The organism is Terriglobia bacterium, assembly GCA_020072815.1.
GTDB lineage: Bacteria > Acidobacteriota > Terriglobia > Terriglobales > Acidobacteriaceae > Angelobacter.
In genome coordinates, this window is record JAIQGE010000014.1 from 81,383 (window position 1) to 102,489 (window position 21,107).

19 protein-coding genes are annotated in these 21,107 nt (G+C 58.8%); 17 read left to right on the forward strand and 2 right to left on the reverse strand.

The genetic code is table 11. The features are described 5' to 3' along the window. The first annotated feature begins 108 nt into the window (after nt 1-108). The 13 genes from LAO20_17675 (at nt 109) to LAO20_17735 (ending at nt 11,275) form a co-directional block, all read left to right on the forward strand. Nucleotides 109-1,308, forward strand: a complete 1,200-nt coding sequence (locus LAO20_17675) for an acetyl-CoA C-acetyltransferase (GenBank protein MBZ5533262.1) — start codon at nt 109-111, stop codon at nt 1,306-1,308. Between the two features lie 305 nt (nt 1,309-1,613). Continuing rightward, the gene (locus tag LAO20_17680) at nt 1,614-2,504 is read left to right on the forward strand and encodes a 3-hydroxyacyl-CoA dehydrogenase family protein (protein MBZ5533263.1); all 891 of its coding nucleotides are present in this window, start codon (nt 1,614-1,616) and stop codon (nt 2,502-2,504) included. A 38-nt stretch (nt 2,505-2,542) separates the two neighbouring features. Then, on the forward strand, nt 2,543-2,998 hold the full coding sequence (locus LAO20_17685; protein ID MBZ5533264.1) for a DUF2127 domain-containing protein: 456 nt from the start codon (nt 2,543-2,545) through the stop codon (nt 2,996-2,998). Between the two features lie 104 nt (nt 2,999-3,102). After that, a complete protein-coding gene (locus tag LAO20_17690) occupies nt 3,103-3,879 on the forward strand; it encodes an enoyl-CoA hydratase/isomerase family protein (protein ID MBZ5533265.1) in 777 nt (258 codons plus the stop codon). A gap of 385 nt (nt 3,880-4,264) precedes the next feature. Beyond that, nucleotides 4,265-4,786 carry a 6,7-dimethyl-8-ribityllumazine synthase gene (gene ribH / locus LAO20_17695; protein ID MBZ5533266.1) on the forward strand — a complete coding sequence of 174 codons (522 nt, stop codon included), beginning with the start codon at nt 4,265-4,267 and terminating at the stop codon, nt 4,784-4,786. Nucleotides 4,787-4,863: 77 nt separating this feature from the next. Further along, on the forward strand, nt 4,864-5,292 hold the full coding sequence (gene nusB, locus LAO20_17700; protein MBZ5533267.1) for a transcription antitermination factor NusB: 429 nt from the start codon (nt 4,864-4,866) through the stop codon (nt 5,290-5,292). Nucleotides 5,293-5,486: 194 nt separating this feature from the next. Then, on the forward strand, nt 5,487-6,536 hold the full coding sequence (purM, locus tag LAO20_17705) for a phosphoribosylformylglycinamidine cyclo-ligase (GenBank protein ID MBZ5533268.1): 1,050 nt from the start codon (nt 5,487-5,489) through the stop codon (nt 6,534-6,536). Between the two features lie 4 nt (nt 6,537-6,540). Beyond that, nucleotides 6,541-7,155 carry a phosphoribosylglycinamide formyltransferase gene (purN, locus tag LAO20_17710; GenBank protein MBZ5533269.1) on the forward strand — a complete coding sequence of 205 codons (615 nt, stop codon included), beginning with the start codon at nt 6,541-6,543 and terminating at the stop codon, nt 7,153-7,155. Between the two features lie 16 nt (nt 7,156-7,171). Next, nucleotides 7,172-7,603 (forward strand): dUTP diphosphatase, encoded by a 432-nt coding sequence (gene dut, locus LAO20_17715; protein ID MBZ5533270.1) that lies wholly within the window; start codon nt 7,172-7,174, stop codon nt 7,601-7,603. Nucleotides 7,604-7,914: 311 nt separating this feature from the next. Continuing rightward, nucleotides 7,915-9,219 (forward strand): tyrosine--tRNA ligase, encoded by a 1,305-nt coding sequence (tyrS, locus tag LAO20_17720; GenBank protein MBZ5533271.1) that lies wholly within the window; start codon nt 7,915-7,917, stop codon nt 9,217-9,219. A 117-nt stretch (nt 9,220-9,336) separates the two neighbouring features. After that, nucleotides 9,337-9,828, forward strand: a complete 492-nt coding sequence (locus LAO20_17725) for a transposase (protein MBZ5533272.1) — start codon at nt 9,337-9,339, stop codon at nt 9,826-9,828. 133 nt (nt 9,829-9,961) lie between these two features. After that, nucleotides 9,962-10,783 carry a diacylglycerol kinase family lipid kinase gene (locus tag LAO20_17730; GenBank protein ID MBZ5533273.1) on the forward strand — a complete coding sequence of 274 codons (822 nt, stop codon included), beginning with the start codon at nt 9,962-9,964 and terminating at the stop codon, nt 10,781-10,783. A gap of 162 nt (nt 10,784-10,945) precedes the next feature. Continuing rightward, nucleotides 10,946-11,275 (forward strand): integration host factor subunit beta, encoded by a 330-nt coding sequence (locus LAO20_17735; GenBank protein ID MBZ5533274.1) that lies wholly within the window; start codon nt 10,946-10,948, stop codon nt 11,273-11,275. A 12-nt stretch (nt 11,276-11,287) separates the two neighbouring features. On the opposite strand, the gene pgeF is transcribed toward LAO20_17735, so the two are convergent. Beyond that, on the reverse strand, nt 11,288-12,151 hold the full coding sequence (gene pgeF, locus LAO20_17740; GenBank protein ID MBZ5533275.1) for a peptidoglycan editing factor PgeF: 864 nt from the start codon (nt 12,149-12,151) through the stop codon (nt 11,288-11,290). Nucleotides 12,152-12,306: 155 nt separating this feature from the next. Here pgeF and LAO20_17745 point away from each other — a divergent pair, with 155 nt between their 5' ends. The 4 genes from LAO20_17745 (at nt 12,307) to LAO20_17760 (ending at nt 16,968) form a co-directional block, all read left to right on the forward strand. Further along, nucleotides 12,307-13,068 (forward strand): endonuclease/exonuclease/phosphatase family protein, encoded by a 762-nt coding sequence (locus LAO20_17745; protein ID MBZ5533276.1) that lies wholly within the window; start codon nt 12,307-12,309, stop codon nt 13,066-13,068. Between the two features lie 36 nt (nt 13,069-13,104). Further along, nucleotides 13,105-13,779: a GvpL/GvpF family gas vesicle protein gene (locus tag LAO20_17750; protein ID MBZ5533277.1), complete on the forward strand. Its 675-nt coding sequence runs from the start codon at nt 13,105-13,107 to the stop codon at nt 13,777-13,779. A 562-nt stretch (nt 13,780-14,341) separates the two neighbouring features. Continuing rightward, nucleotides 14,342-16,387: a hypothetical protein gene (locus LAO20_17755; GenBank protein MBZ5533278.1), complete on the forward strand. Its 2,046-nt coding sequence runs from the start codon at nt 14,342-14,344 to the stop codon at nt 16,385-16,387. A gap of 191 nt (nt 16,388-16,578) precedes the next feature. Continuing rightward, the gene (locus LAO20_17760; protein ID MBZ5533279.1) at nt 16,579-16,968 is read left to right on the forward strand and encodes a response regulator; all 390 of its coding nucleotides are present in this window, start codon (nt 16,579-16,581) and stop codon (nt 16,966-16,968) included. Between the two features lie 520 nt (nt 16,969-17,488). Here the strand turns inward: LAO20_17760 and LAO20_17765 are convergent. Next, nucleotides 17,489-20,560, reverse strand: coding sequence for a TonB-dependent receptor (locus LAO20_17765; protein MBZ5533280.1), 3,072 nt, complete (start codon nt 20,558-20,560; stop codon nt 17,489-17,491). Nucleotides 20,561-21,107: the final 547 nt, after the last annotated feature.

Genomic DNA, 21,107 nt, shown 5'->3' on the forward strand with positions numbered 1-21,107 from the left:
TGCGCTTTTCTTAATTCCGGCAATATGCGCAAATATCGAAGGTCCGCAAAATGCTAAACTAATCAGTTTGCCCCCGATATCCCGTTCCTCACATAGGTTTCACTTTTTATGGCACAAACTGATATCGCAATCGTGAGTGGCGCGCGCACGCCCATGGGCCGCTATTGCGGCAAATTGCGCGACTTTACCGCCATGGAACTGGGCGCCTTTGCCGCCCAGGAAGCCATCCGGCGCTCCGGTGTTGACCCCAAGGAATTCGACCACGCCGTCTTCGGCAACGCCCAGCAGACGTCCGGCGACTCGCTCTATGGCGCGCGTCACGTGGCGCTCAAAGCTGGTCTGCCGATTGAAACCCCGGCCCTGACGGTGAACCGCATCTGCGGGTCCGGCATACAGTCGCTGGTCAGCGCGGCGCAGATGATCCAACTGGGCGAAGCCAGCACCGTGCTGGCCGGAGGCATTGAATCCATGTCTCAAGCGCCGCACGTGATTCGCGGCGCGCGCTGGGGCTTTGGCCTGGGCGAAGGCAAAATGGAAGATTCGCTCATGGTGGCCCTGCTGGACACCTACTGCAATCTCTACATGGCCAACACCGCCGAGCTTTACGCCGAGCAGCAGGGCATCACCCGCCAGATGATGGACGAATTCGCCTTGCAGTCGCAGCAGAAAGCTGGCGCAGCGCAACAGGCCTGCCGGCTCGCGGAAGAGATTGCGCCCGTCGCGCTCAAGAACCGCAAAGGCGAGCCCACCGGCGAGATGTTCGAGAAAGACGACCACCTGCGACCTGACACCACCATGGAAAACCTGGCTAAGCTGAAGCCGGCGTTCGGCAAGAATGGCACCGTCACCGCCGGCAACGCCAGCGGCATCGTGGACGGAGGCGCTGCCGTGGTGATGATGCCCCTGGAGGTGGCCCAAAAACGCAACCTCAAGCCCTTGGGGCGCATCGTGAGCTGGGGTATTGCCGCCGTGGACCCCAAGATCATGGGCAGCGGTCCGGTGCCGTCGTCCCGTCTGGCGCTCAAGAAAGCCGGCCTTACGCTCGCCGACATTGACCTGATCGAAGTGAATGAAGCTTTCGCCGGACAATATCTTGCGGTTGAAAAAGAATTAGCTCTCGACCGCAGCAAGGTCAACGTGAACGGCGGGGCCATCGCGCTCGGTCATCCGCTGGGCGCGACCGGCACGCGGCTGGTGATCACTCTGCTGCATGAGCTGCGCCGCCGCAAAGCCAAGTACGGATTGGCGACGGCGTGCATCGGCGGCGGGCAGGGCATTGCGATGATCGTGGAGAATCTCCAGAGGTAAGCTTCACCACAGAGGACACAGAGAAACACAGAGTAAGAACGGCAAACCACAAAGGGCACGAAGGAGCTTTATCCGAAGTCCCGAACCCGCAGGTTTTGCGGGTGAGGGATCCCTATAGCTGCTAAGATCGCGGTGTGTGACTGTCGAACGGAAGATTGCTGCTAGCCATAGGGATCTCTCGCTGCGCTCGAGATTTTAGAAAAAGACCTTCGTGATCCTTCGTGTCCTTTGTGGTTGGGCTCTTGCTCTGTGTGCCTCTGTGCCCTCTGTGGTAAAGATCTTTTGTTAAGTTTTTAAGGAGCAATATGGCAATCAAAAAAGTTGGCGTTCTCGGTTGCGGTCTGATGGGCTCCGGCATTGCCCAGGTCAGCGCGACCGCCGGTTATGACGTGGTTGTTCTCGAGCAAGAGCAGAAGTTCCTCGATAAAGGCTTTGCCGGGATTGAGAAGTCGCTGGCCAAGTTTGCCGAGAAGCCGGACAAGACCGGCGTCACTCCGGAGATGGCGAAGCAGGCCCGCGCGCGCATCACAGGCGCCACCAACCAGGCCGCCCTCGTCGATTGCGACATCATCGTTGAAGCCATCATTGAAAACGTGGAAGAGAAGAAGAAGATGTTCTCCGCGCTGGACGCGATCGTAAATAAAGACGCCATCTTCGCCAGCAACACGTCTTCCATCTGCATCACGGAAGTGGCAGCCGCCACCAAGCGTCCCGACAAATTCGTCGGCCTGCATTTCTTCAACCCCGTCCCGCTGATGAAATTGGTGGAGGTCGTCCGCACCATCGCCACCGCGGATGCGGCCTTTGACGTGGCTTTCGAATTCGGCAAGAGCCTGGGCAAAGTGCCTGTCCGCACCAGCGACAAGACCGGGTTCATCGTGAACCGGCTGCTGGTGCCGTATCTGCTGGACGCCATCCGCGCGTACGAAGAAGGCGTCGGCTCCATCCCTGACATTGACAATGCGATGAAGCTGGGCTGCGGCTACCCCATGGGTCCGTTCACGCTGCTGGATTTCGTCGGCTTGGACACCACCTACTACATCACCCACGTGATGTTTGACGAGTTCCGCGAGCGGCGTTTTGCGTCGCCGCCGCTGCTCAAGCGCCTGGTGATGGCCGGATGGTACGGAAGAAAATCCGGCAAAGGGTTTTATGATTACGCAGACCCAGCGAACCCTGTGCCTAGCCGCCTGTAAATTTGCGGAATCTTTTCTTGGCGTAACACAAAAGAGACATGCGACGTCCTAAGATGGTCATTGCCGTTGCGCTGCTGGAAACTTTGGGCTCCGTTGCCTTGGTTGCCACCGCGATCTTCTTGCTTGTGCTGGCGCACAAGGCGCGGTTAAAGCCGCCGGCGGCGAATCCAGAGCAGGAGGCGCGGGGGTTAGTGGAGGCCGCGGAGATTGTGGCAGGGATGGCCTTGCCCGCGGTCCTATCCTGCTGGGGGCTATGGAAGGGCAGGCGCTGGGGTTGGTGGCTGGCTACCTTCATCAACGCCGTCGGCCTGACAATTTTTCTCTGGGACCCCATCACCAGCCACGCCCGGCCGGACGCTGATGAGTTGACCTTCATCGCGATGTTTGCTGTTTTACTGCTACTGTTGTTCCTGGGGCCGGTACGCCGCTTTTATTTGCGTAAGGACAAGAATCCGCCGGAAGCAGGCTCAGCGTCGTTGACGGCTGAGCCATAGTCCAAAATTCCGGCTCAGATGGTCGGCATATTCTTTCAAGGCACTCGAGGAAAAGGAAGCTTGGCGGGCGCGGCGGAACATCGGGAAAAGGCATTGTGAAACTTATGGAAAACGTCAAACTCGAAAAAAAGAACAACATCGCTTACGTCACCATTGACCGTCCCAAAGTCCTCAACGCGCTCAACATGGCCACCATGGGCGAGCTGCAGGAGGTCTTCAGCGACCTGGCGGCGGATAGAGACATTCGCGTAGTGGTCCTCACCGGCGGAGGCGAGAAATCGTTCGTTGCCGGAGCGGACATCAATGAGCTGCAGAAGAACAATCCCGTTGAAGCCAAAGCCTACACTCATCGCGGACAGGCCGTGCTCGACCTCATCGAGAACCTGGGCAAGCCGGTGATCGCCTGCATCAACGGGTTTGCCCTGGGCGGCGGATGCGAGATCGCCATGGCCTGCACCATGCGCCTGGCCAGCGAAGGCGCCAAGATCGGGCAGCCCGAGGTAAAGCTGGGCATCATTCCCGGCTACGGCGGCACGCAGCGCCTGCCACGGTTGGTGGGCACCGGCCTGGCCATGCAGATTCTGCTGACCGGCGACATGATCACCGCCCAGGAAGCGCACCGCATCGGCTTGGTGAATGAAATTCTGCCGGCGGACAAGTTGATCGCGCGCGCTGAGGAAATTGCGAAGAAGATCATCGCCAACGCGCCGCTGGCCATCCAGTACACCATGGAGGCCGTGAACCAGGGTCTGAACATGACTCTGGAAGGCGGCCTATTCCTGGAAGCCACACTGTTCAGCGTGGCCTGCGCGTCCGACGACAAGACCGAAGGCACCACGGCGTTTCTGGAGAAGCGTCCGGCGAAATTCCTGGGGAAGTAGACCGCGCGTGATCAAAGGCATCACCACAATCCGCAAGGTTGCCGGCGCTAAAGATTTTGCCGCGCTGCGTGAACTCTTTTCCGTCCTCGGCTTCGAACACGGCAAAGGCTGGAAGGACTCGGTCAGCGAAGGCGCGGCGTTTTTGGCGCCCATCGGCAACCTGGAGCTGGTGCACGGCTCAGCGACTCATCACACTGACCTGTGGATCGAAGTTACGGACCTGGATTCGATTCAAGACATACTTGCCAAGAAGAAGATCAAATTCGTCCCCTACGTCTTTGAGACCGACTGGGACGCGCGCGCGTTGATCGCCGAGCCGGTCAAAGGTCTGAAGGTTGCTTTCTGGCAGAGGAACCGCCCCAAGTCCGGCGCCACGGAGGGCGACATGAACGCCCGCGGCATGAAGTTTGCCATCGTCGTCGCGCGCTGGAACTCCTTCATCACCGAGCGCCTGCTGCAAGGCTCGCTGGACGGTCTGCGCCGCAGCGGCTGCCGCGAACAGGACATTACCGTGGTCCGCGTGCCGGGCTCGTTTGAGATACCGTCGCAGGCGCGCACGCTGGCCGAAACCGGAAAGTATGATGCCATCATCACTCTTGGCTGCCTGATTCGCGGCGAGACCACGCACTACGAGCACATTGCCACCGAAGTCACGCGGGGCATTGGGCAGTCCGCGCAAGAAACCGGCGTGCCCCACACCTACGGCGTGCTCACTTGTGAGAACCTGGAGCAAGCGCTGGATCGCGCGGGATTGAAAGCCGGCAACAAAGGTTTTGAGGCGGCGACCTCGGCCATCGAAATGGTCAGCTTGAAGCGCAAGACCGCAGGGCGCGGCAAAGTTTCCGCCGGATCTTCACGATCAGGGAAGAAGATGGTCAGAAAGAAAGCCAAGAGCAAGAAACGATAGTCAAGGAATCGAATTTCAGATCAGTGTTATCTGTGTAAATCAGTGGTAAGCAGTTTTTGAGAACCGAAAGGAAGCAATTGGGCACCCGCCGTAAATCCCGCGAACTTTGCCTGCAGATGCTGTTCCAGTGGGACCTGGGCAAGCAGACGCCGGACCACGTGCGCAAAACGTTTTGGGCCGAGCGCGGCGACCTTGACGACGAGACCCGCGGCTTTGCCGACGACCTCTTTCAACTCGCCGTGGAGCGCCAGGAGGAGATAGACGCGCTGATCCAGAAGCACGCGCAGCATTGGCGGGTGGAGCGCATGGCCACGGTGGACCGCAACGTCCTGCGCACGGGGGTGGCTGAGCTGATCGGGCATCGCACAACGCCGCGGCCGGTGGTGATCAATGAGGCGCTGGAGATCGCCCGCAAGTTCTCCGCGCCGGAGTCGGTACAGTTCATCAACGGCGTGCTGGATTCGGTGGGGAAAGAGCTGGCTACGGCTGCCCCTGCCAAGAAGTGAGCGGCAGCTTACCGAACTCCCGACGCGAAGCTACCTCTGAAGTTCCGAGACGAAGGCGAGGGATCCTTATCCGACTTCGTCTCGGGATTTCAGAAAAAGCCCGCTCGGAATTTCAGAAAGAGCAATGCTAAAATTAGATTTTCCCCACCCCCTGGGAGCCCCGCACAATTTTGAAGAAGCAACGGACCCCTAGCTTGAAGAAGACCTTGAAGAATACTTCGATTACTTACGCTGATAGCGGCGTCAACATTGACCGCGCTGACCGCGCCAAGCAGCGCATCAAGTACCTGGCGCACCGCACCTTCACCCGCGGCGTAGTCAGCGAGATCGGCGGCTTTGGCGGCATGTTCGCCATTGACAAGAAGAAATACCGCGAGCCGGTGCTGGTCTCCAGCGTGGACGGCGTGGGCACCAAGCTGAAGGTCGCCTTCATGATGGACGTGCATCACACCGTGGGCGGCGACCTGGTGAACCACTGCGTGAATGACATTGCCGTGCAAGGCGCCACGCCGCTGTTCTTTATGGACTACCTGGCCACCGGCATGCTGGACCCTAACATCGCGGAAAAAGTTGTGGAAGGAATCGCCGACGCCTGCCGCCACAACGGCTGCGCGCTCATCGGCGGAGAAACCGCGGAGATGCCCGGCTTCTATCCGGCAGGCGAATACGATCTGGCCGGGTTTATCGTGGGCATTGCCGACAAAAGCAAAGTCATCACCGGAGAAAAAGTTGCCGCGGGCGACGTGCTCGTCGGTCTGCCGTCCAACGGCCTGCACACCAACGGCTACTCGCTGGCGCGCAAACTTTTCTTTGAGGTGGCCAAGTACACGCCGGAAACTTACATCAATGACCTGCACGGCAAGGCCGGCGCAGAGTTGCTGAAGACCCACAAGAGCTACTGGCCGGTGTTGAAAAAGCTGATTGCCGCGGACCTGCTCCACGCCTTGGCGCACATCACCGGCGGCGGCATCACCGACAACTTGCCGCGCGTTCTGCCCAAAGGCACGGCCGCTATCGTGCAGATGGGCACCTGGCCCGTTCTGCCGGTGTTCAGCCACATGCAGAAGATCGGCAACGTTCCCCAGGACGACATGATGCGCACCTTCAACATGGGCATCGGTATGGTGCTGGTGGTCCCGGCAAAAAAATTCAAGCGCGTGCAGGCCATGGTTGAGAAGGCCGGGGAGAAGGCCTACCTGATCGGCCGCATCGTCAAAGGCGACCGCAAGGTGCTGTACGCCTGACCGCATGGCCACCCGCAAAAAACTTGGCATTCTGCTCTCCGGACGCGGCTCCAACTTTGAGGCCATTGCTGATTCCGTGAAAGCCGGCCGCCTGCAGGCGGAAATCGCCATTGTGATTTCCAATCGCGCCGATGCGCCGGGACTGGAATCGGCGAGGAAGCGCGGGCTCAACGCCAAGCTGATTCCGTCCAAGGGCCGTGTGCGCGAAGAACATGACGCCGAAGTCGTGGCGGCGCTCAAAGCAGCCCACGTTGATCTGGTCTGCCTGGCCGGCTACATGCGCTTGCTCTCGCCGGAGTTTGTGCGGGCCTTTCCCAACAAGATTCTCAATATTCATCCGTCATTGCTGCCGGCTTTTCCCGGACTCGACGCGCAGAAGCAGGCGCTGGACTACGGCGTGAAGTTTTCCGGATGCACCGTGCATTTTGTAGACGAGCACCTGGATCACGGCGCCATCATTCTGCAAAAGACCGTGCCGGTGCTGGATACCGACGACGAGCACACGCTTTCCGCGCGGATTCTGGAGCAGGAGCACATTGCTTACTCGGAAGCGATTGGGCTGGTGCTTTCCGGCGAGATTGAGATTCGCGACAGAAGAGTGATTCGCAGAAAAAGCTGAGGCCCCGTTACAACTGATGCTCAAGGTCAAACTGCTTTCCCCCAATGCCAAAGCGCCCGCCGTTGCCCATCCGGGGGAAGACTTGGGCTATGACATTTTCTCCGCCGAGACAGTGACGATCGCCGCGCGCGGGCACGCCCTGGTGCCGACGGGCATCGCCATTGAGTGCACTTCGCCGGAAGGCCGTCCCATGGGCGCTTTGCTGCGCGATAAGTCTTCCATGGCCTCGCGACGGCTGGCACTCACCGGAGGCGTGATTGATTCAGGCTATCGCGGCGAAATAAAGGTCCTGATGGAAAACCTGGGCGACCAGCCGGCGGTGATCCACGCCGGAGACAAACTCGCCAACCTGATTCCGTATCCGGTCCTCACCGGCGAAGTGCAAGTGGTGGAAGACCTCAACGAGTCCAGCCGCAAGGCGGGCGGGTTTGGGTCGAGCGGAAGATAGTTGCTCCTGAAGGGCTCCTTCTGAAATCCCGAGCGAAGCTGCTTCTGAAATCCCGAACCGCGCTCTTTGCGGTGAGGGATCCCTATGATTTCCCAATTCAGCGTGGCGTACGCCTCAAAATTCCCCCAGTGGAGCCCTCTCATCGCGTAATGTTCGTAGACCCCAATCCGACGTGCCCCCTAGGCAGCTTAGAGGGGTGTAGGGATCCCTCGCTGCGCTCGGGACTTCAGAAAAAGCCGTACTTCGCGACTTCAGAATACCGGTCCATCACTTTGCGCGTTTCAGAAGGCACTTCTCTATAATCATCACCGATGGCAAATTTCCCTCCTGTTGACGAACAACTGGCGTACATCAAAAAGGGCGCGGCGGAGATCATCCACGAGCGCGAACTGCGTGAGCGGCTGGAGCAATCGCTCAAGACCGGCAAGCCCCTGCGGGTGAAGGCCGGGTTTGATCCAACAGCGCCCGACCTGCACGTGGGCCACACCGTGCTCATCCGCAAGCTGAAACATTTTCAGGACCTGGGCCACACCGTGATTTTCCTGATCGGCGACTTCACCGGGATGATCGGCGACCCCACCGGCCGCTCGGCCACGCGCCCGCCGCTGACCCGCGCCGACGTGGACCGCAACGCCGAGACCTACAAGGCCCAGGTCTTCAAGATTCTGGACCGCGAGAAAACGGTCATTGACTTCAACTCGCGCTGGTTTTCCAAGATGGCGGTGGAAGACTTTGTTCGCCTGTGCGCCAAGGTCACTTTGTCGCAGATGCTGGAGCGCGACTACTTTCATAAGCGCTTCCAGGAAGAAAAGCCCATCCACCTGCATGAGATGCTCTATCCCATCTGCCAGGGCTATGACTCTGTGGCTCTGGAAGCCGACGTGGAGCTGGGCGGCACCGACCAGAAATTCAATCTCCAGATGGGCCGCGACCTGCAGCGCGCTTACGGCCAGCCCTCGCAGATCGTGCTGACCATGCCGATCCTGGAAGGCACGGACGGCGTGCAGAAGATGTCCAAGAGCTACGGGAACTACATCGGCATCAGCGAACCTCCTCAGGAGATTTACGGAAAGGTGATGTCCATCTCCGACGAGCTGATGTGGCGGTATTACGAGTTGCTGACGGATGTGTCGCTGGAGGAGATCGCCCGCAAAAAGCAACAAGAGCATCCAATGGAGGCGAAGAAGGAGCTGGCGCGAAGGATTGTCCAGGACTTTCACGGAGAGCAGGATGCCAAGGACGCAGGAGAGAACTGGGCTAAACAGTTTCAGAAGGATGAAGTGCCGGAGGACATCGAGGTTTCGAGGATACCCTATTTGCAAGTTTACGTGAAAGAGACAGAAGCGCTCGCGGGGCCGACGCTCCCTTATTACCCTTTGTTCGATTTCAAAGAAGTAGTAGCAGGGAGTTTTATTCCATTGCTTCGGCTCGATAAGATCATTTCAGCTGTAAGTTTGAGCAGCTCGAATTCCGAAGCAGCTCGAAAATTGAAGGAGAGGGCGGTTCGAATTGATGGAAACGTAGTCGTTGTGAATCAAATTGCCACTCCGGTGCCAAGCAAAGAGTTTGCACTGAACGTCGGAAGGCATTGGCGAAAAGTTCAAATCATAAAGTAGTGTGGAGCGCAGGCGCCCTCGCCTGCGTCTTCGCCCCTTGCGACACAGCCGGGGGCGGCTGCGGTCCACGGGTGTGCAAAGGTACCAAATTCAGTTGCACCACCAAGGTGTCCGTCTATGAGCACTTATTATCGGAGAAACCTTCCACACATCGAAAGAGACGGAGCAGCCTACTATGTAAGCTTCAGTACCCGCAGAGAGTTTGTCCTTCCGGAAGAAGCCAGAACCCTGATCTTCGACCATTGTCTTTTTGAAAACGGACGCAAGGTTCACATGCACGCCTTTGTCGTCATGCCAGACCATGTGCACATGCTTTTTACTCCGTTGGAAAATGACCGGGGCGAACCTTTCTCAATTGCTGAAATCATGAATGGGATCAAAGGGGCCTCCAGTCACAGTGTGAATAAACTTCTTGGTCGAAAAGGAGCCCTTTGGGAGCCGGAATCATTCGACCGCATTCCACGATCTGATGGAGATTTTGAATACCGCGTGTTGTACATCGTGCAAAACCCTATTGCTGCGGGTTTGGCGAAGGGACCTGACGATTATCGTTGGGCCTGGCGAGAATCAGCGCAGCCGGGGGCGGCTGCGGTCCACACATCCAAATGACTCCTCACGCATCGTACCCCCGGGCATCTCATCCATACCGCTGGCTCTGGCTGCAACCGGCACAGGCAAGAGTGCCTGTGCCACACGGGTCTAGATGACTGTCGCCGCGTTGTTTCACCCAAGCATTTCGCCCATGGCAGCGAAGTCTTTTCAAATTTTCTCTCCCCACATTGAGATTGTTGCCGATTTGGAACATGCGGACGCCAACATCTCCGCCGCTCTCATCTTCGGTGGCGACGGCACCGTCCATCGCCACCTGCCGCAGCTTCATCAACGCAAGATTCCCGCTCTGATCGTGCCCAAAGGAAGTGGCAATGACTTTGCCAAGTCATTGGGCATAACGAACCAGAGAATTGCGCTCAAAGCATGGAAACATTTCTGTTCCACCGGTGACAACGTCCGGGACATTGATCTTGGCGTCATCCGTAAAGACAGCAAAGAAATCCTGTTCTGCTGCGTTGCGGGCATTGGCCTGGACGCCGAAGCCAACCGCATTGCCAACGCCATGCCGCAATGGTTGAAAGGATCTGCCGGATACGTCCTGGCTGCGTTGCGGGCCATGATGCGGTTTCAGCCCGTGGAGTTCGGAGTGCAAACGGATAGTGGCCACCCGACAGCCCGGCAGATCGCCAAACCGGGCATGTTCCTCGCCGTCGGCAATGCCGGACGCTATGGCCGCGGAGCCAAAGTCGCTCCCAGCGCCCAGCTAGACGACGGGCTGCTCGATATTTGTTTCGTCGGCAAAATGACTAAGTTGAAGACACTGGTTTGCTTCCCAACAATCTTCCTTGGCCAGCACCTAAGGCTCAGAGAGGTGGAATATTTTCAGGCAAGAACGATGCGGATTGAGACTGGGCGTCCGCTGGAGCTTTATGCTGACGGCGAGCCTGTCTGCCAGACGCCAGTAGAAATCAGCTTGCTGCCACGGGCGCTGAAGGTGATTGTTCCGGCGTGAAAACGTTGCCCGTATGGCACTGGCCGCGCGCGGAAGGTCGCTAAGCGTCAAACGTAGCTTCCCCAGCCAGCTTGCGGTGGAGGCGTCAAATCGTTGAGAATTAAGCTTCTACGGCAAAAACCAATCTTGACGTTACAACCTATTTAGGGTGGAATAAGGCCTATGACCAAAGCCGACTTGATCGAAGAAGTCTCACGCTTGGCGGAACTTACCCGCAAAGACAGCGAGATCATTGTGGAAACCATTTTTGATAGCGTCGTCCGCTCCCTGCGGTCGGGTGACAAAATTGAGATCCGCGGCTTTGGCAGTTTCCGCACGCGGCAGCGCAAGCCGCGCGTGGGGCGCAATCCCAAGACCGGCGCGCGCGTGGACGTGCCGGCCAAGAAGATCCCCTTCTTCAAGCCCAGCAAAGAACTCAAAGACGTGATCAATCAAGACAACAAGCCGGCGGCTGCAAGCGCACCCGCTGCAACTCCCGCGGACAAACCCTAAGCATCTCTGCGGCTAAGGCTTGATACCAATCACCGCCATCATGCGGCCGGTGCGGCCTTTTTCTGCGCGATGAGAAAAGAACCGCTGGCGATCGCAAGCCGTGCAATCGGTCATGGCGGTTATCTGCTTCTTCGGGACCCCGGCGTCCAAGAGCTGGCGACGATTGGCCTCGCGCAGGTCCAGATGGAGTTTGAGGCAGAGGTCGCCATGGCCGGGCGCGCGCTGGTTCATGAACAGCATCGGATATTTTTCCCGGACGGGATCCGAGTCCTTTACTTCGTGAAAAAGCTCATTGATGTAAGGAAATTGCGATTCGAACTTCCCGCGCAGCTCGTCGCCCACTTCATAACAGCACTTCTGGATTCCCGGGCCGATGGCGGCGAAGATGTCCTGCGGGCGTGATCCGAACTCGCGGCGCATGGCGCCGACGCCTTTCTCCACGATGCGCTGGCACGTGCCTCGCCATCCGGCGTGAAACGCGCCCACCGCGCGCTTCTTGGTGTCCACCAGCAGCACGGGGAAGCAATCCGCCGTGAGGATGCCCAGAGCGACGCCTGGCAACTGAGTGATCATGCCATCGCCTGTCAGGGGGCCGGGCTCGGGCGAGCTGATCACATGAATATGGTCAGAGTGAATCTGGCGGAGCGTCACCAGGGGCCAGGGGGACGTCCGCTGGGCAGCTCCGAGCGCCAGCAAGAGCCGGCGGCGATTCTCTTCCACGCTCTTGCGGGCGTCATCCTTGGTGAAGCCCAGGTTGAGGCTGCGGCCCCCGTAAACCGTAGACGACCCGCCGGGCCGTGTGCTGAAGCCGTGCACCAGCCAGGAAAATTGCGTCAAGTCCGGAGCGGTGAGCGGCTGTGGTTTACTCTGTTGGATAGCGCGTTTGCGCACCGGTTGCTTGGTTGCGATGCCCACAAGGTTATTCTAAAGGAGCGCCGCCGTCCGGGCGGCGATAACAAGACGCGCGGCGCCAGCATCCAACTAAGGAGGCCAGAAACGGGACGGGCCAGAAACGATGCGGTAAGGCGGCCATGAAAGACAAGCCTGGATTTCGGATTGCGACCTACAACACCCACAAGTGCCGTGGCATGGACGGCCGCATCCGGCCGCACCGCGTCGCGCAGGTGCTGTGTGAGCTTGAAGCCGACGTAATTGCGCTGCAGGAAGTGGTGAGCCTGAGCGCCGGACGCAAGGAACAAAACCAGGCGCAGTTCTTGGCGGACGCGCTGGGGTTTGAATATCGCATCGGCGAGACGCGTAAATTGCGCGGCGCCAGTTACGGCAACGTGCTGATCAGCCGTTACCCGGTGAAGGAAGTGGAGGTTTATGACCTGACGGCTTCTCGCCGTGAAGAGCGCGGCTGCATGCGTTGCGATGTTGAAGTGGCGCCTGGGAAAATCGTCCACGTTTTTAACGTCCACCTGGGGACCGGTTACATGGAGCGTCGCAAGCAAGCGCACATGCTGCTGAGCCGCGCCGTCCTGCTGTCACCGCGCCTGAAGCACCCGCGGCTGGTGCTGGGCGACTTCAACGAGTGGACCCGCGGGCTGGTTTCGCGCATGTTGCAGCATTCTTTTGAGAGCGTGGACATTCAGCTCCATCTCAACCGCCGCCGCACCTATCCCGGGGTCCTGCCGCTGATGCACCTGGACCATATGTATTTTGACCGCTCTCTGGCCCTGGAGGAATTTGTGCTGCATCGCAGCCGCATGGCGCTGATGGCCTCTGACCATTTGCCGCTGCTGGCTGAATTCCGCTTGGCCGGCAAGCAGCGTTCGTCCGCGGGACATTGATTCGGCAACGAATCGTCAACTTGTAGGAGACTCGTCTTGAGCAAGGTGCTGGCCTACTGCGGTTATTTACACCGGCCGAAGATTTCGCTTCCGGCGAAAGGAGTCGCCGGCGCGGGCGTCCAGGAGATGGCACAAGACAACCTGCGCGTGCTCTGCTCCGCGGTGAAGTGGCCGCTTGATGCGCCGGCCATGCAGCGGCACGCGATTGAGTTTCACGATGTGGTCAATTCCTTGTTTCGGCAGACTTCCGTCGCGCCGTTCGATTTGCTTACGGTTTTTGCCAGCCACGAATCTCTGGCCGAGTTTGTCGCCCAGAACCGGGAAGCCATGGTCGCCGACCTGGACCGCCTGAGCGGTTGCGTCCAGATGGAGTGCGTGGTGTACGCGATCGGGAGCAGGCACGAAGAGTCGGTTGGGGCAGTCCGGGGACATCCGGCGCCCAGCGCGGAAGCTCTGAACCAAGTGGCCAGGCACGTGCAGCAAGTACGCGATGCTGTTCAGGCTTTCAGCTGCGAGATCCGGGTGCGCGAGGTGAAAAACGGCAGCCGGATCTTCGCTTTGGCGCAACGCGGGGAAGAAATGCGCTTTCATGAAGCCCTGGAGCGACTGCCGGTGACCGCGCCGGTCCTGATGCGCATTAAGGGGCCGCGACCAGCCACAGAGTTCCTGAGCGTCCGCCTGCAAGCGCCTCGTCCGGAGGGGCAGCCGTAACCCTGGCGAGCGGGCCAACCTAAACAGGCGAGGGTACATCACACCCCTGGGATGAGTTGATCCAAGTGGACGGAAAGGGTGAACCAAGTGTTGCAATCTCTTGCGCTTGCAAGGGTTGACAGCCTGCGGCTGCGGTGGGTACGATTCACCAAGATCGTGCGGATCGGCGCCGTCCTTCGGGCGGTCTTTCTCTGTACTTTTCCTTGAGATGCGTTTTGTGCAACTGTCCATCTGTGTGTATGGAGTTCCTTACAGCCGTGCGGACGGCTTAACGGCGCCTGGCAAGGGCTGGGAGATCTTTGCGGCCGCAAAAGAGATAAGGCCGAATCTGACGGATTTGCACCAGGGTCCATATGATTCCGCATGAGGTACCTTGGCGGAACGGAAAATAAAATTGCGGAAAGAGCCATCGCGCGGCGAAGGACGCAAAGTACTGAGCCTTCCGCGCCGCGCCGATGATCCCGGTAATTCTTGGGGGAGCAACTTGGCTACGGCCGAATTGCGATTCCAGCCCGAAGGCGTTGGCGGACGGCGTGTCAAAAAACCGCGCCGTCCGGCTGCAATGCGTCTGCTTGACGCCGAGAGTAGCGACGAAATCTTCTCCCTTCTGCTGGAAGAGATCATCGCCCTGGGTTATCCGCGGGCCATGGTGCTGGAAGCCGATTTTCGCAGCGGATCGGTCTTGCCTTGCGCCACGCTGAAGTGGCCCCAGGCGCAAGCGGACAAACTGGGCGCCACGTTGTCCGCGGAATCGCATCCGGTGATACGAGTTCTCCACGCCGCGCGGCCGGCCGTCCTTACCCGGACTACTCTGCACAGCCGTCCTATCTATCTCCATCCCATTCTTTACAGCCAGAACAATGTTTGCTGGGAAGCAGGACGCGTCAGCACGGCGGGCTGCCTGGCGGTGCGCAACTCCAGGCGTGAAGCTCCTATCCGGAGCGAGAGCCAGGTCTGCACCAACTGCCAGATCCACGGCTATGCCGCAGAAGTGGTAGTCGAACTTCCCCGGCGCAACACGGAAGCCGGTCTGGCTGAGCTGGGCGAACTGATCGAGCTGGCCAACATGTGTCTCTCCCGGCTGCACCGCGCGCAGCACCGGTACGGCCGCGTGCGCGAAATGGAAATCACCATTGCGCAGCTGACCACGGTGATGCAGAGCATGACTGACCCCGTGATCCTGACGGACACCGAGCATCACGTGATCATGCAAAGCAAGGCTGCCGAGCGTTTCTTCCAAGCGCCGCCCGGCGCCGGCGAACGCGAGCTGCAAGCGGTGGCCGGCAACCGCAGTCTGTTTTCATCCACGCTTTCCTCCATGCTGGTTTCCGGAATTGAGCCCCACCAGGACTTGGCCCTGGTGGACGCCGCAAAGAACGCAGAAGTCCTGTTTGAAGCCGTGGCGGCCCCCACTTACGGGCCTGACGGCGTCCACGTGGGCGCGGTCACCGTAATGCGTGACGTGACCGAACTGCGCCGTGCCGGCCAGGAACTGCGCACCAATTACGACCGGCTGCGCACGGCGGAAGAAGTTGTCCGCCAGGACCGCGACCGCCTCAACCTCATCATCGAAAACGTGGGCGACCCCATTGTGGTCTGCGACCGCCAGGCCAGCATCGTCCTCATGGATACCTTGGCGCAAGAGCTCTTCGGCGCTCCGGCGTCCCTTGAAAGCGCCCGCGGTCCGATGCAGAGCAACAACCTGGAGAAGTTTGTGGCTTACGCCAGCGCTTTTACTGCTTCCACCGCCGACCGGGAAACCGCTCCGCTGCAGCTCTACAATCCCGCGCTGCACCAGGAAATTGAATATGACGCGCGCTCCGGAAAAATCTTCAACGAGCGCGGCCAGGTGGCTTACACCGTGACCGTTCTGCGCGATCTCACGGCGCTGCGCCGCGTGGAACAGCTCAAAGTGGAACGGCGCATCCTGGAAATTGAGAAGTTCGCGGCCACCGGCCGCCTGGCCGCCACCATTGCCCATGAAGTCAACAACCCCATGGAGGCCATCAAGAACTCAATTTACCTGCTGGAGGAAATGATCCCGGAGAGCGCCCTTCCGATTTACGAAATTCTCAAGTCGGAAACCGAACGGGTGGCGCGCATCGTCCGCCAGATGCTGGGCCTCTACCGCAGCAACGAACCGGTCAAGCCGGTCAACGTTAACACCATCATTGAAGATTCGCTGCTGCTGCTGAACCGCCAGTTGCAGCGGGCTAACGTGGATGTCCAAACCGAATTGGGCGAACTGCCGGACGTGGTCATCGCCGCCGACCAGATCCGCCAGGTGCTCTCCAACCTCATCATCAACGCCCGCGATTCCATGCCCAAGGGCGGCAAGTTGATTATCCGCACCCGCCACGTGCAGGGCCGCGACGAACTGCGCAGCTGGGTGCGCATCCTGATCGCCGACACCGGCACCGGCATACCGCGCGACTTGCAGCGCGCCATCTTTGAACCCTTCGTCACCACCAAAGGGGAGAAAGGCACCGGCCTTGGCCTGTGGATCGTCAAAGGGATCATCCAGAACCACGCCGGCCATCTTTCCGTCAGAAGCGTCATGGGAAAAGGGACCGCCTTCAAAATAGACTTGCCCGTTGTCCGACTCTAACGAAGCTCGACTGTAACAAAGACCCGACTGTAATGAAGCCCGTCTGTAATGAAGCCCGTTTGTAATGAAGCCCGTTTGCAAAAAAGCCCGCCTGTAATAGCGCCAGCCAGCGTCCCCCTCTTGTGAACCTCTGACCATGAATGCGAGACTAATAGTCGCCGCTGGAACGCCAGACTTGGCAACGCCCGCTTGTGACTGACGGCCGCAAATACCGCATCCTGGTGGTAGACGACGAAGCCTCCGTGCTCCTCACCTACCGCCTCATCCTGGAGCACCAGGGTTATGACGTGGTGGCCTGCGGCACCTCGCGCGAAGCCATCTTTCTTCTGCAATACCAGCGCTTTGACACCGTGCTGTGCGACTACTCCCTGGAGGAGCAGCACACTGGTTTTGAGGTCATCGCCGTGGCCCGCAGGTATGATCCCGCCATCCCCGCCGCGCTGCTCACCGGCTACGCCACCAAGGAAACCGCCGACGAAGCCGCCAGCCGGAACATCGGCATCATGATCAAGCCCACCGTGACGGAAGAATTCCTGGCGACCACGCTGAGCATGCTGCGGCGCAGCGGACAGGGGAAGTAGCCCTCCCCCTCCCTATTCATCCCAATGTCTAAAGGACTTACGCAATGTGTCCCAAATTGGCGTGGGTTTGAGAAAGACAAAGATTACTGCCTTTCAATCGTCAATTTTGGCAATTTCGGGACCCCCGGCGCGCGCTTCGCGTGACGGGGTGGCTTCCGGCAATGTTGGCAATCTTGGGCGGCCGCTCCCCGGTACCTCCAACTAGGATTCCAAAGGGTTTGTTGAGTCTCATCCCAATGCATCCCAATTTGGCGTGGGTTTCCGATGTTTGCTTATCTTTTCAAAGAACGGAGACTCCGCCATCTGAGCGGGACAAGCTTCTTGCTCGCAGCCTGAACTTGGCCGTCAGCGATCAGCTTAACGCTTTTCCTTCGCCATCTCCAGCGCGAAAAGGTTCATCGCCGCGCACGCGTGTCAAGTGTCCTTTAGGCTGATCCCGTTGGGATGCCTTTCTCCTGGCCCCGCCAGAAAAAAGCCCGGCGCGTGGAGCGCCGGGCCATGGTTAGAGTTGGGTTTTGGTTTAGAAGGTGAACCGGGCTCCAAATTCACCCGTGAAGGAACGGGCCGCCACGGTGCTCGTCGGGTTGATGAACCCGATTGCTTTGCCAAAGGTGGCGCTCTCAACCACGTTGTCGAAGTTGTTGCCGTAGTTGGCGTGGTTGAACAGATTGAACGCCTGGAAAGCGAGTTGCAGGTTGCGGTGTTCGCCCAGTTTCAGGTTCTTGGCCAAGCGGGTGTCCACGTTGAAGTAGGCGTCGCCGCGCTTGTTGAATATGGGATTCAGGCCGCAAGACCTATCGTAGTAACCCTGCAGTGTGCAGCCGGGGGCCAGAAGCGCGCCCGCCGCGCTGCCGCCACCCATGCCCAACTGGTTGGATCCCGAGATCTCGTTGTACGGTCTGGCTGAACCGATCTGAACAATGGGAGCAAATTCCATGCCCCAAGGCATTCTCCAGATACCGCTGGCCGTGATGTGGTGCCGTTCGTCGTTGAAGGCCGGACCGAAATCTTCCGGAGCGAACGGGCGATTGGGATCGCGCGGGTAGTAACGGAACGAACCGCCGTCCTCGTCATATCCCACCGCGCGGGCCAGAGTGTAATTGATTGCGAGATCAACCTTGTGGAAGGCACGCTGGCGATAGCTGAAGTTCAAGCCATCGTAGCGCGACCGGCCAATGGACATCTCGTCGCGAACGCTGCCCAGCCTGGTCTGGCCGGCTGCGGCGAACGCCGCATCCAGAGGACGGATCAGGCCCAGGGACACGTTGGCAGGATTGATCGGGACCTTGGCGTCCACGTTGATGGTTTTGTTCTCATGCAAGCTGAGTACGTGTACGTATTCCACTTCGAACACGGACTTGGGTGAGATTGACCAGGAGTATCCACCATTGAATTCTTCGGTGACTGGGCTGCGGTAATTCGGGTCCATGAGCCGGCCTACGGACAGATCGGTCAGGTTATGCGATGGCGGGGCGATTGTGGGCAGCGGATCCACGCCAAAACGCCACGCGTTCAACGGAATGGCGGTGCCGGGTACCAGATCGGTTCCGCCCAGGGAAAACAGCGTCTGGAAGATGGTGTTGTTGGCCTGTTGTTGCATGAACAGTGGAATGTTCTGGAAGGTGTTGCCGTAATAGAGGCCGAAGCCGCCACGGATGAGGTGGTTGCCGTTGCCTTTCAGGTCATAGGCAAAACCAACGCGCGGGCTGAAGTCCTTGGTGTCGTCAGAGGCCGTCTTGGCAGTGAGCCTCGCCGCCAGGGCGTTGATCGGCGCCAGGGCCAGCAACTCCTGGTAGGTGCGGCTGTTGGTTACATTCACGCCGGCTATCATGTTGAAGTCCCGGTCATACCGGAGACCAAGGTTCACCGTCAGCCGCTTCATCAGCTTCCAGTCGTCCTGGAAGTAGATGCCAAACTGCTTGGTGCCGCCTGGGATGATGAAAGAAGGATCGCCGTTGGCGATGGTCATCCCGGTAACAAGGCCGGGTGTGGCAAAGCCAGCGGGGAAAGCGGTCGCTCCGCAACCCGCCGTGGCAGCGTCGGGCGCCACGCCCAGGATGCAGCTCGGGTTCCTTCTGAAGTCAATCTCCAGCGTCGGGCTGAATTCAAAGAATCCGCCCATCTTCGGGTTCCAGATGTAGTCAAATCCGGTCTTGAAGGTGTGGCGGCCTACGTTTTTCGTCACGTCGTCCTTAAACTGGAACTTGGTCTGGAACGACTGTTGCGGAATGTTGGTGTTGGTGCCGAACTGCGCGTCAGGGAACGTGACGAGAGGCGCGCGGGTCGTGCTGTCAATCAGGTTGTTCCAGTACGAGAAGCCGAGGGTAAGCTGGTTGACCAGCGTTGGAGAAAGCGAGGAAGCCAGGCTCAAGTTCGCTAGTTGCATGTGATTGACGGTGAAATTGCCTTCCGTCAAGTCAAATGTGCCGTTGCTCTGGTCGTTCAGGCTGTTGTTGGCCTGCGTGGAAACCGACAGGTAAGCGCTGTGCTTGCTGTTGATGGTGTAGTCCAGCTTGCCATTCAGACGGTTCTCAAAGAACGGCGTCGGGACGACCGCTGCCGGCTGCGCTCCTAGTCCCGTCACCAGGTTGAGTTGGGTGAGGGCCGTCGGCGTCTCAGAGAGGGAAGTATGTTCGCGCTGGCGCTCAAAGGCAAAAAAGACGAATAGCTTATCTTTCTTCAACGGTCCGCCCACCGATCCACCAAACCACTGGCGTGAATACGGCGGGTTCGCGGAAACTGTGGTGTTGTTCGCCGGGTCGGGAAGCTTTTGGTCTGCATTCAGCCCCTGGGCGCGGAAGAATCCGAATACAGAACCATGGAAGGCGTTCGATCCGGACTTGGTGATCACGTTGATGGCTGCGCCTTCGGAGCGGCCATTGACCGCCGAGAAACGCTGCGTGGAGATCTGGAATTCCTGCACGGCTTCCGCGGGAAGCTGCATCACAGGTCCGCCCACCGTGTTGTCTTTGTTGTCAATGCCATTGACGGTGACGTTCACATTGCGTCCGCCCTGGCCGTTCACTGACAGGATCGAGTAGCGGTTCTTGGTCGGATCGTAGGAATCCGCTGCCTTCACTCCGGGCGAGAGATACGCCAGGTCGGCGATATCGCGGCCGATCAGCGGCAGTTCGGTCACCTGCTCCGGCGTGATGTTGGTGCTGACGTCAGTCTTCGTCTGGTCCACCAGCGGAGCGGTCGCGGTTACTTCCACGGTCTCACTGGCTCCGCCAGGAACCAGCGTGAAGTTCTGGGTGGCTGTTCTGCCGACCAGGACTTCCACGTCTTTGGCTTCCGCCGCGGAGAATCCGGCTGCTTTGACCTTGATGGTGTAGATGCCGGCCGGCAACACATCAAACCGGTATTCGCCGATGTCATTCACCTTGGTGGTGCGCACCGCGCCGGTTTCTTTGTTGGTCAGTGTGACCTCAGCTTTCGTCACGACCGCCTGTGTTTTGTCCGTAACTGTGCCTTGCAGGCTGGCGGTTGCCGTGGCCTGGCCCCACATACTGGCACAACTCAGAATCAACAGACAGCCAATGGCCGCCAGCGTTAACCACCGCTGCGTGCGTTTGCTCTCTTCTCTCCTCATGGTCCCTCCTTAAAGAATGTGTGCTGAATTGACACGTATAGCGTGCATGCTGCTCACGTGCTTTTTTCGTAACCTGAGAATTTGGGCTTCGTGCAAAATCTGGACGATTTAAGCTCAAATATTCAGAAGGTTGCTTCTGAAAAGAGTCAGGAGGATGGACAGGTGAACTGGAGCGTCAGCCAGCCCTTGTAGCAGTATCCCCAACTCAATAACTAAACATCCCGGAACAGCCGGTTACCGTCTTGGCTGTTCTGTGGTGTTGGCGGCAAAATTCTACAATATGGCTTGCTTTAGTCAAAGGGTTTGTTGCGGATTCCGAAATCGCTTAAGTTTACCGTTGCCATTTGGTAGATATCATGTTCATTGCGCTCAAAACCAAGCAATTTGCTTGATATTATTAATGTCATTTTTGAATCGTTTTTCGCGATAGGGCATGGCTCCCCGGCGACTCAATCAAGCCGTGCGGGACGCGAAAGCCAGTCAATAGACGATTCAATACCATTCATCTCTGGCCGCGGATCCAATGCCGGTGGTCGCCGGCAGCGCT

Excerpts from the sequence above, each read along its gene's own strand:
- LAO20_17690 (MBZ5533265.1), top strand. The coding sequence starts at position 3,103 with ATGGAAAACGTCAAACTCGAAAAAAAGAACAACATCGCTTACGTCACC.
- LAO20_17725 (MBZ5533272.1), top strand. The coding sequence starts at position 9,337 with ATGAGCACTTATTATCGGAGAAACCTTCCACACATCGAAAGAGACGGA.
- ribH (MBZ5533266.1), top strand. The coding sequence starts at position 4,265 with ATGAACGCCCGCGGCATGAAGTTTGCCATCGTCGTCGCGCGCTGGAAC.
- LAO20_17680 (MBZ5533263.1), top strand. The coding sequence starts at position 1,614 with ATGGCAATCAAAAAAGTTGGCGTTCTCGGTTGCGGTCTGATGGGCTCC.
- purN (MBZ5533269.1), top strand. The coding sequence starts at position 6,541 with ATGGCCACCCGCAAAAAACTTGGCATTCTGCTCTCCGGACGCGGCTCC.
- tyrS (MBZ5533271.1), top strand. The coding sequence starts at position 7,915 with ATGGCAAATTTCCCTCCTGTTGACGAACAACTGGCGTACATCAAAAAG.
- LAO20_17765 (MBZ5533280.1), bottom strand. The coding sequence starts at position 20,560 with ATGAGGAGAGAAGAGAGCAAACGCACGCAGCGGTGGTTAACGCTGGCG.
- LAO20_17730 (MBZ5533273.1), top strand. The coding sequence starts at position 9,962 with ATGGCAGCGAAGTCTTTTCAAATTTTCTCTCCCCACATTGAGATTGTT.
- LAO20_17755 (MBZ5533278.1), top strand. The coding sequence starts at position 14,342 with ATGCGTCTGCTTGACGCCGAGAGTAGCGACGAAATCTTCTCCCTTCTG.
- LAO20_17685 (MBZ5533264.1), top strand. The coding sequence starts at position 2,543 with ATGCGACGTCCTAAGATGGTCATTGCCGTTGCGCTGCTGGAAACTTTG.
- dut (MBZ5533270.1), top strand. The coding sequence starts at position 7,172 with ATGCTCAAGGTCAAACTGCTTTCCCCCAATGCCAAAGCGCCCGCCGTT.
- LAO20_17735 (MBZ5533274.1), top strand. The coding sequence starts at position 10,946 with ATGACCAAAGCCGACTTGATCGAAGAAGTCTCACGCTTGGCGGAACTT.
- LAO20_17675 (MBZ5533262.1), top strand. The coding sequence starts at position 109 with ATGGCACAAACTGATATCGCAATCGTGAGTGGCGCGCGCACGCCCATG.
- LAO20_17745 (MBZ5533276.1), top strand. The coding sequence starts at position 12,307 with ATGAAAGACAAGCCTGGATTTCGGATTGCGACCTACAACACCCACAAG.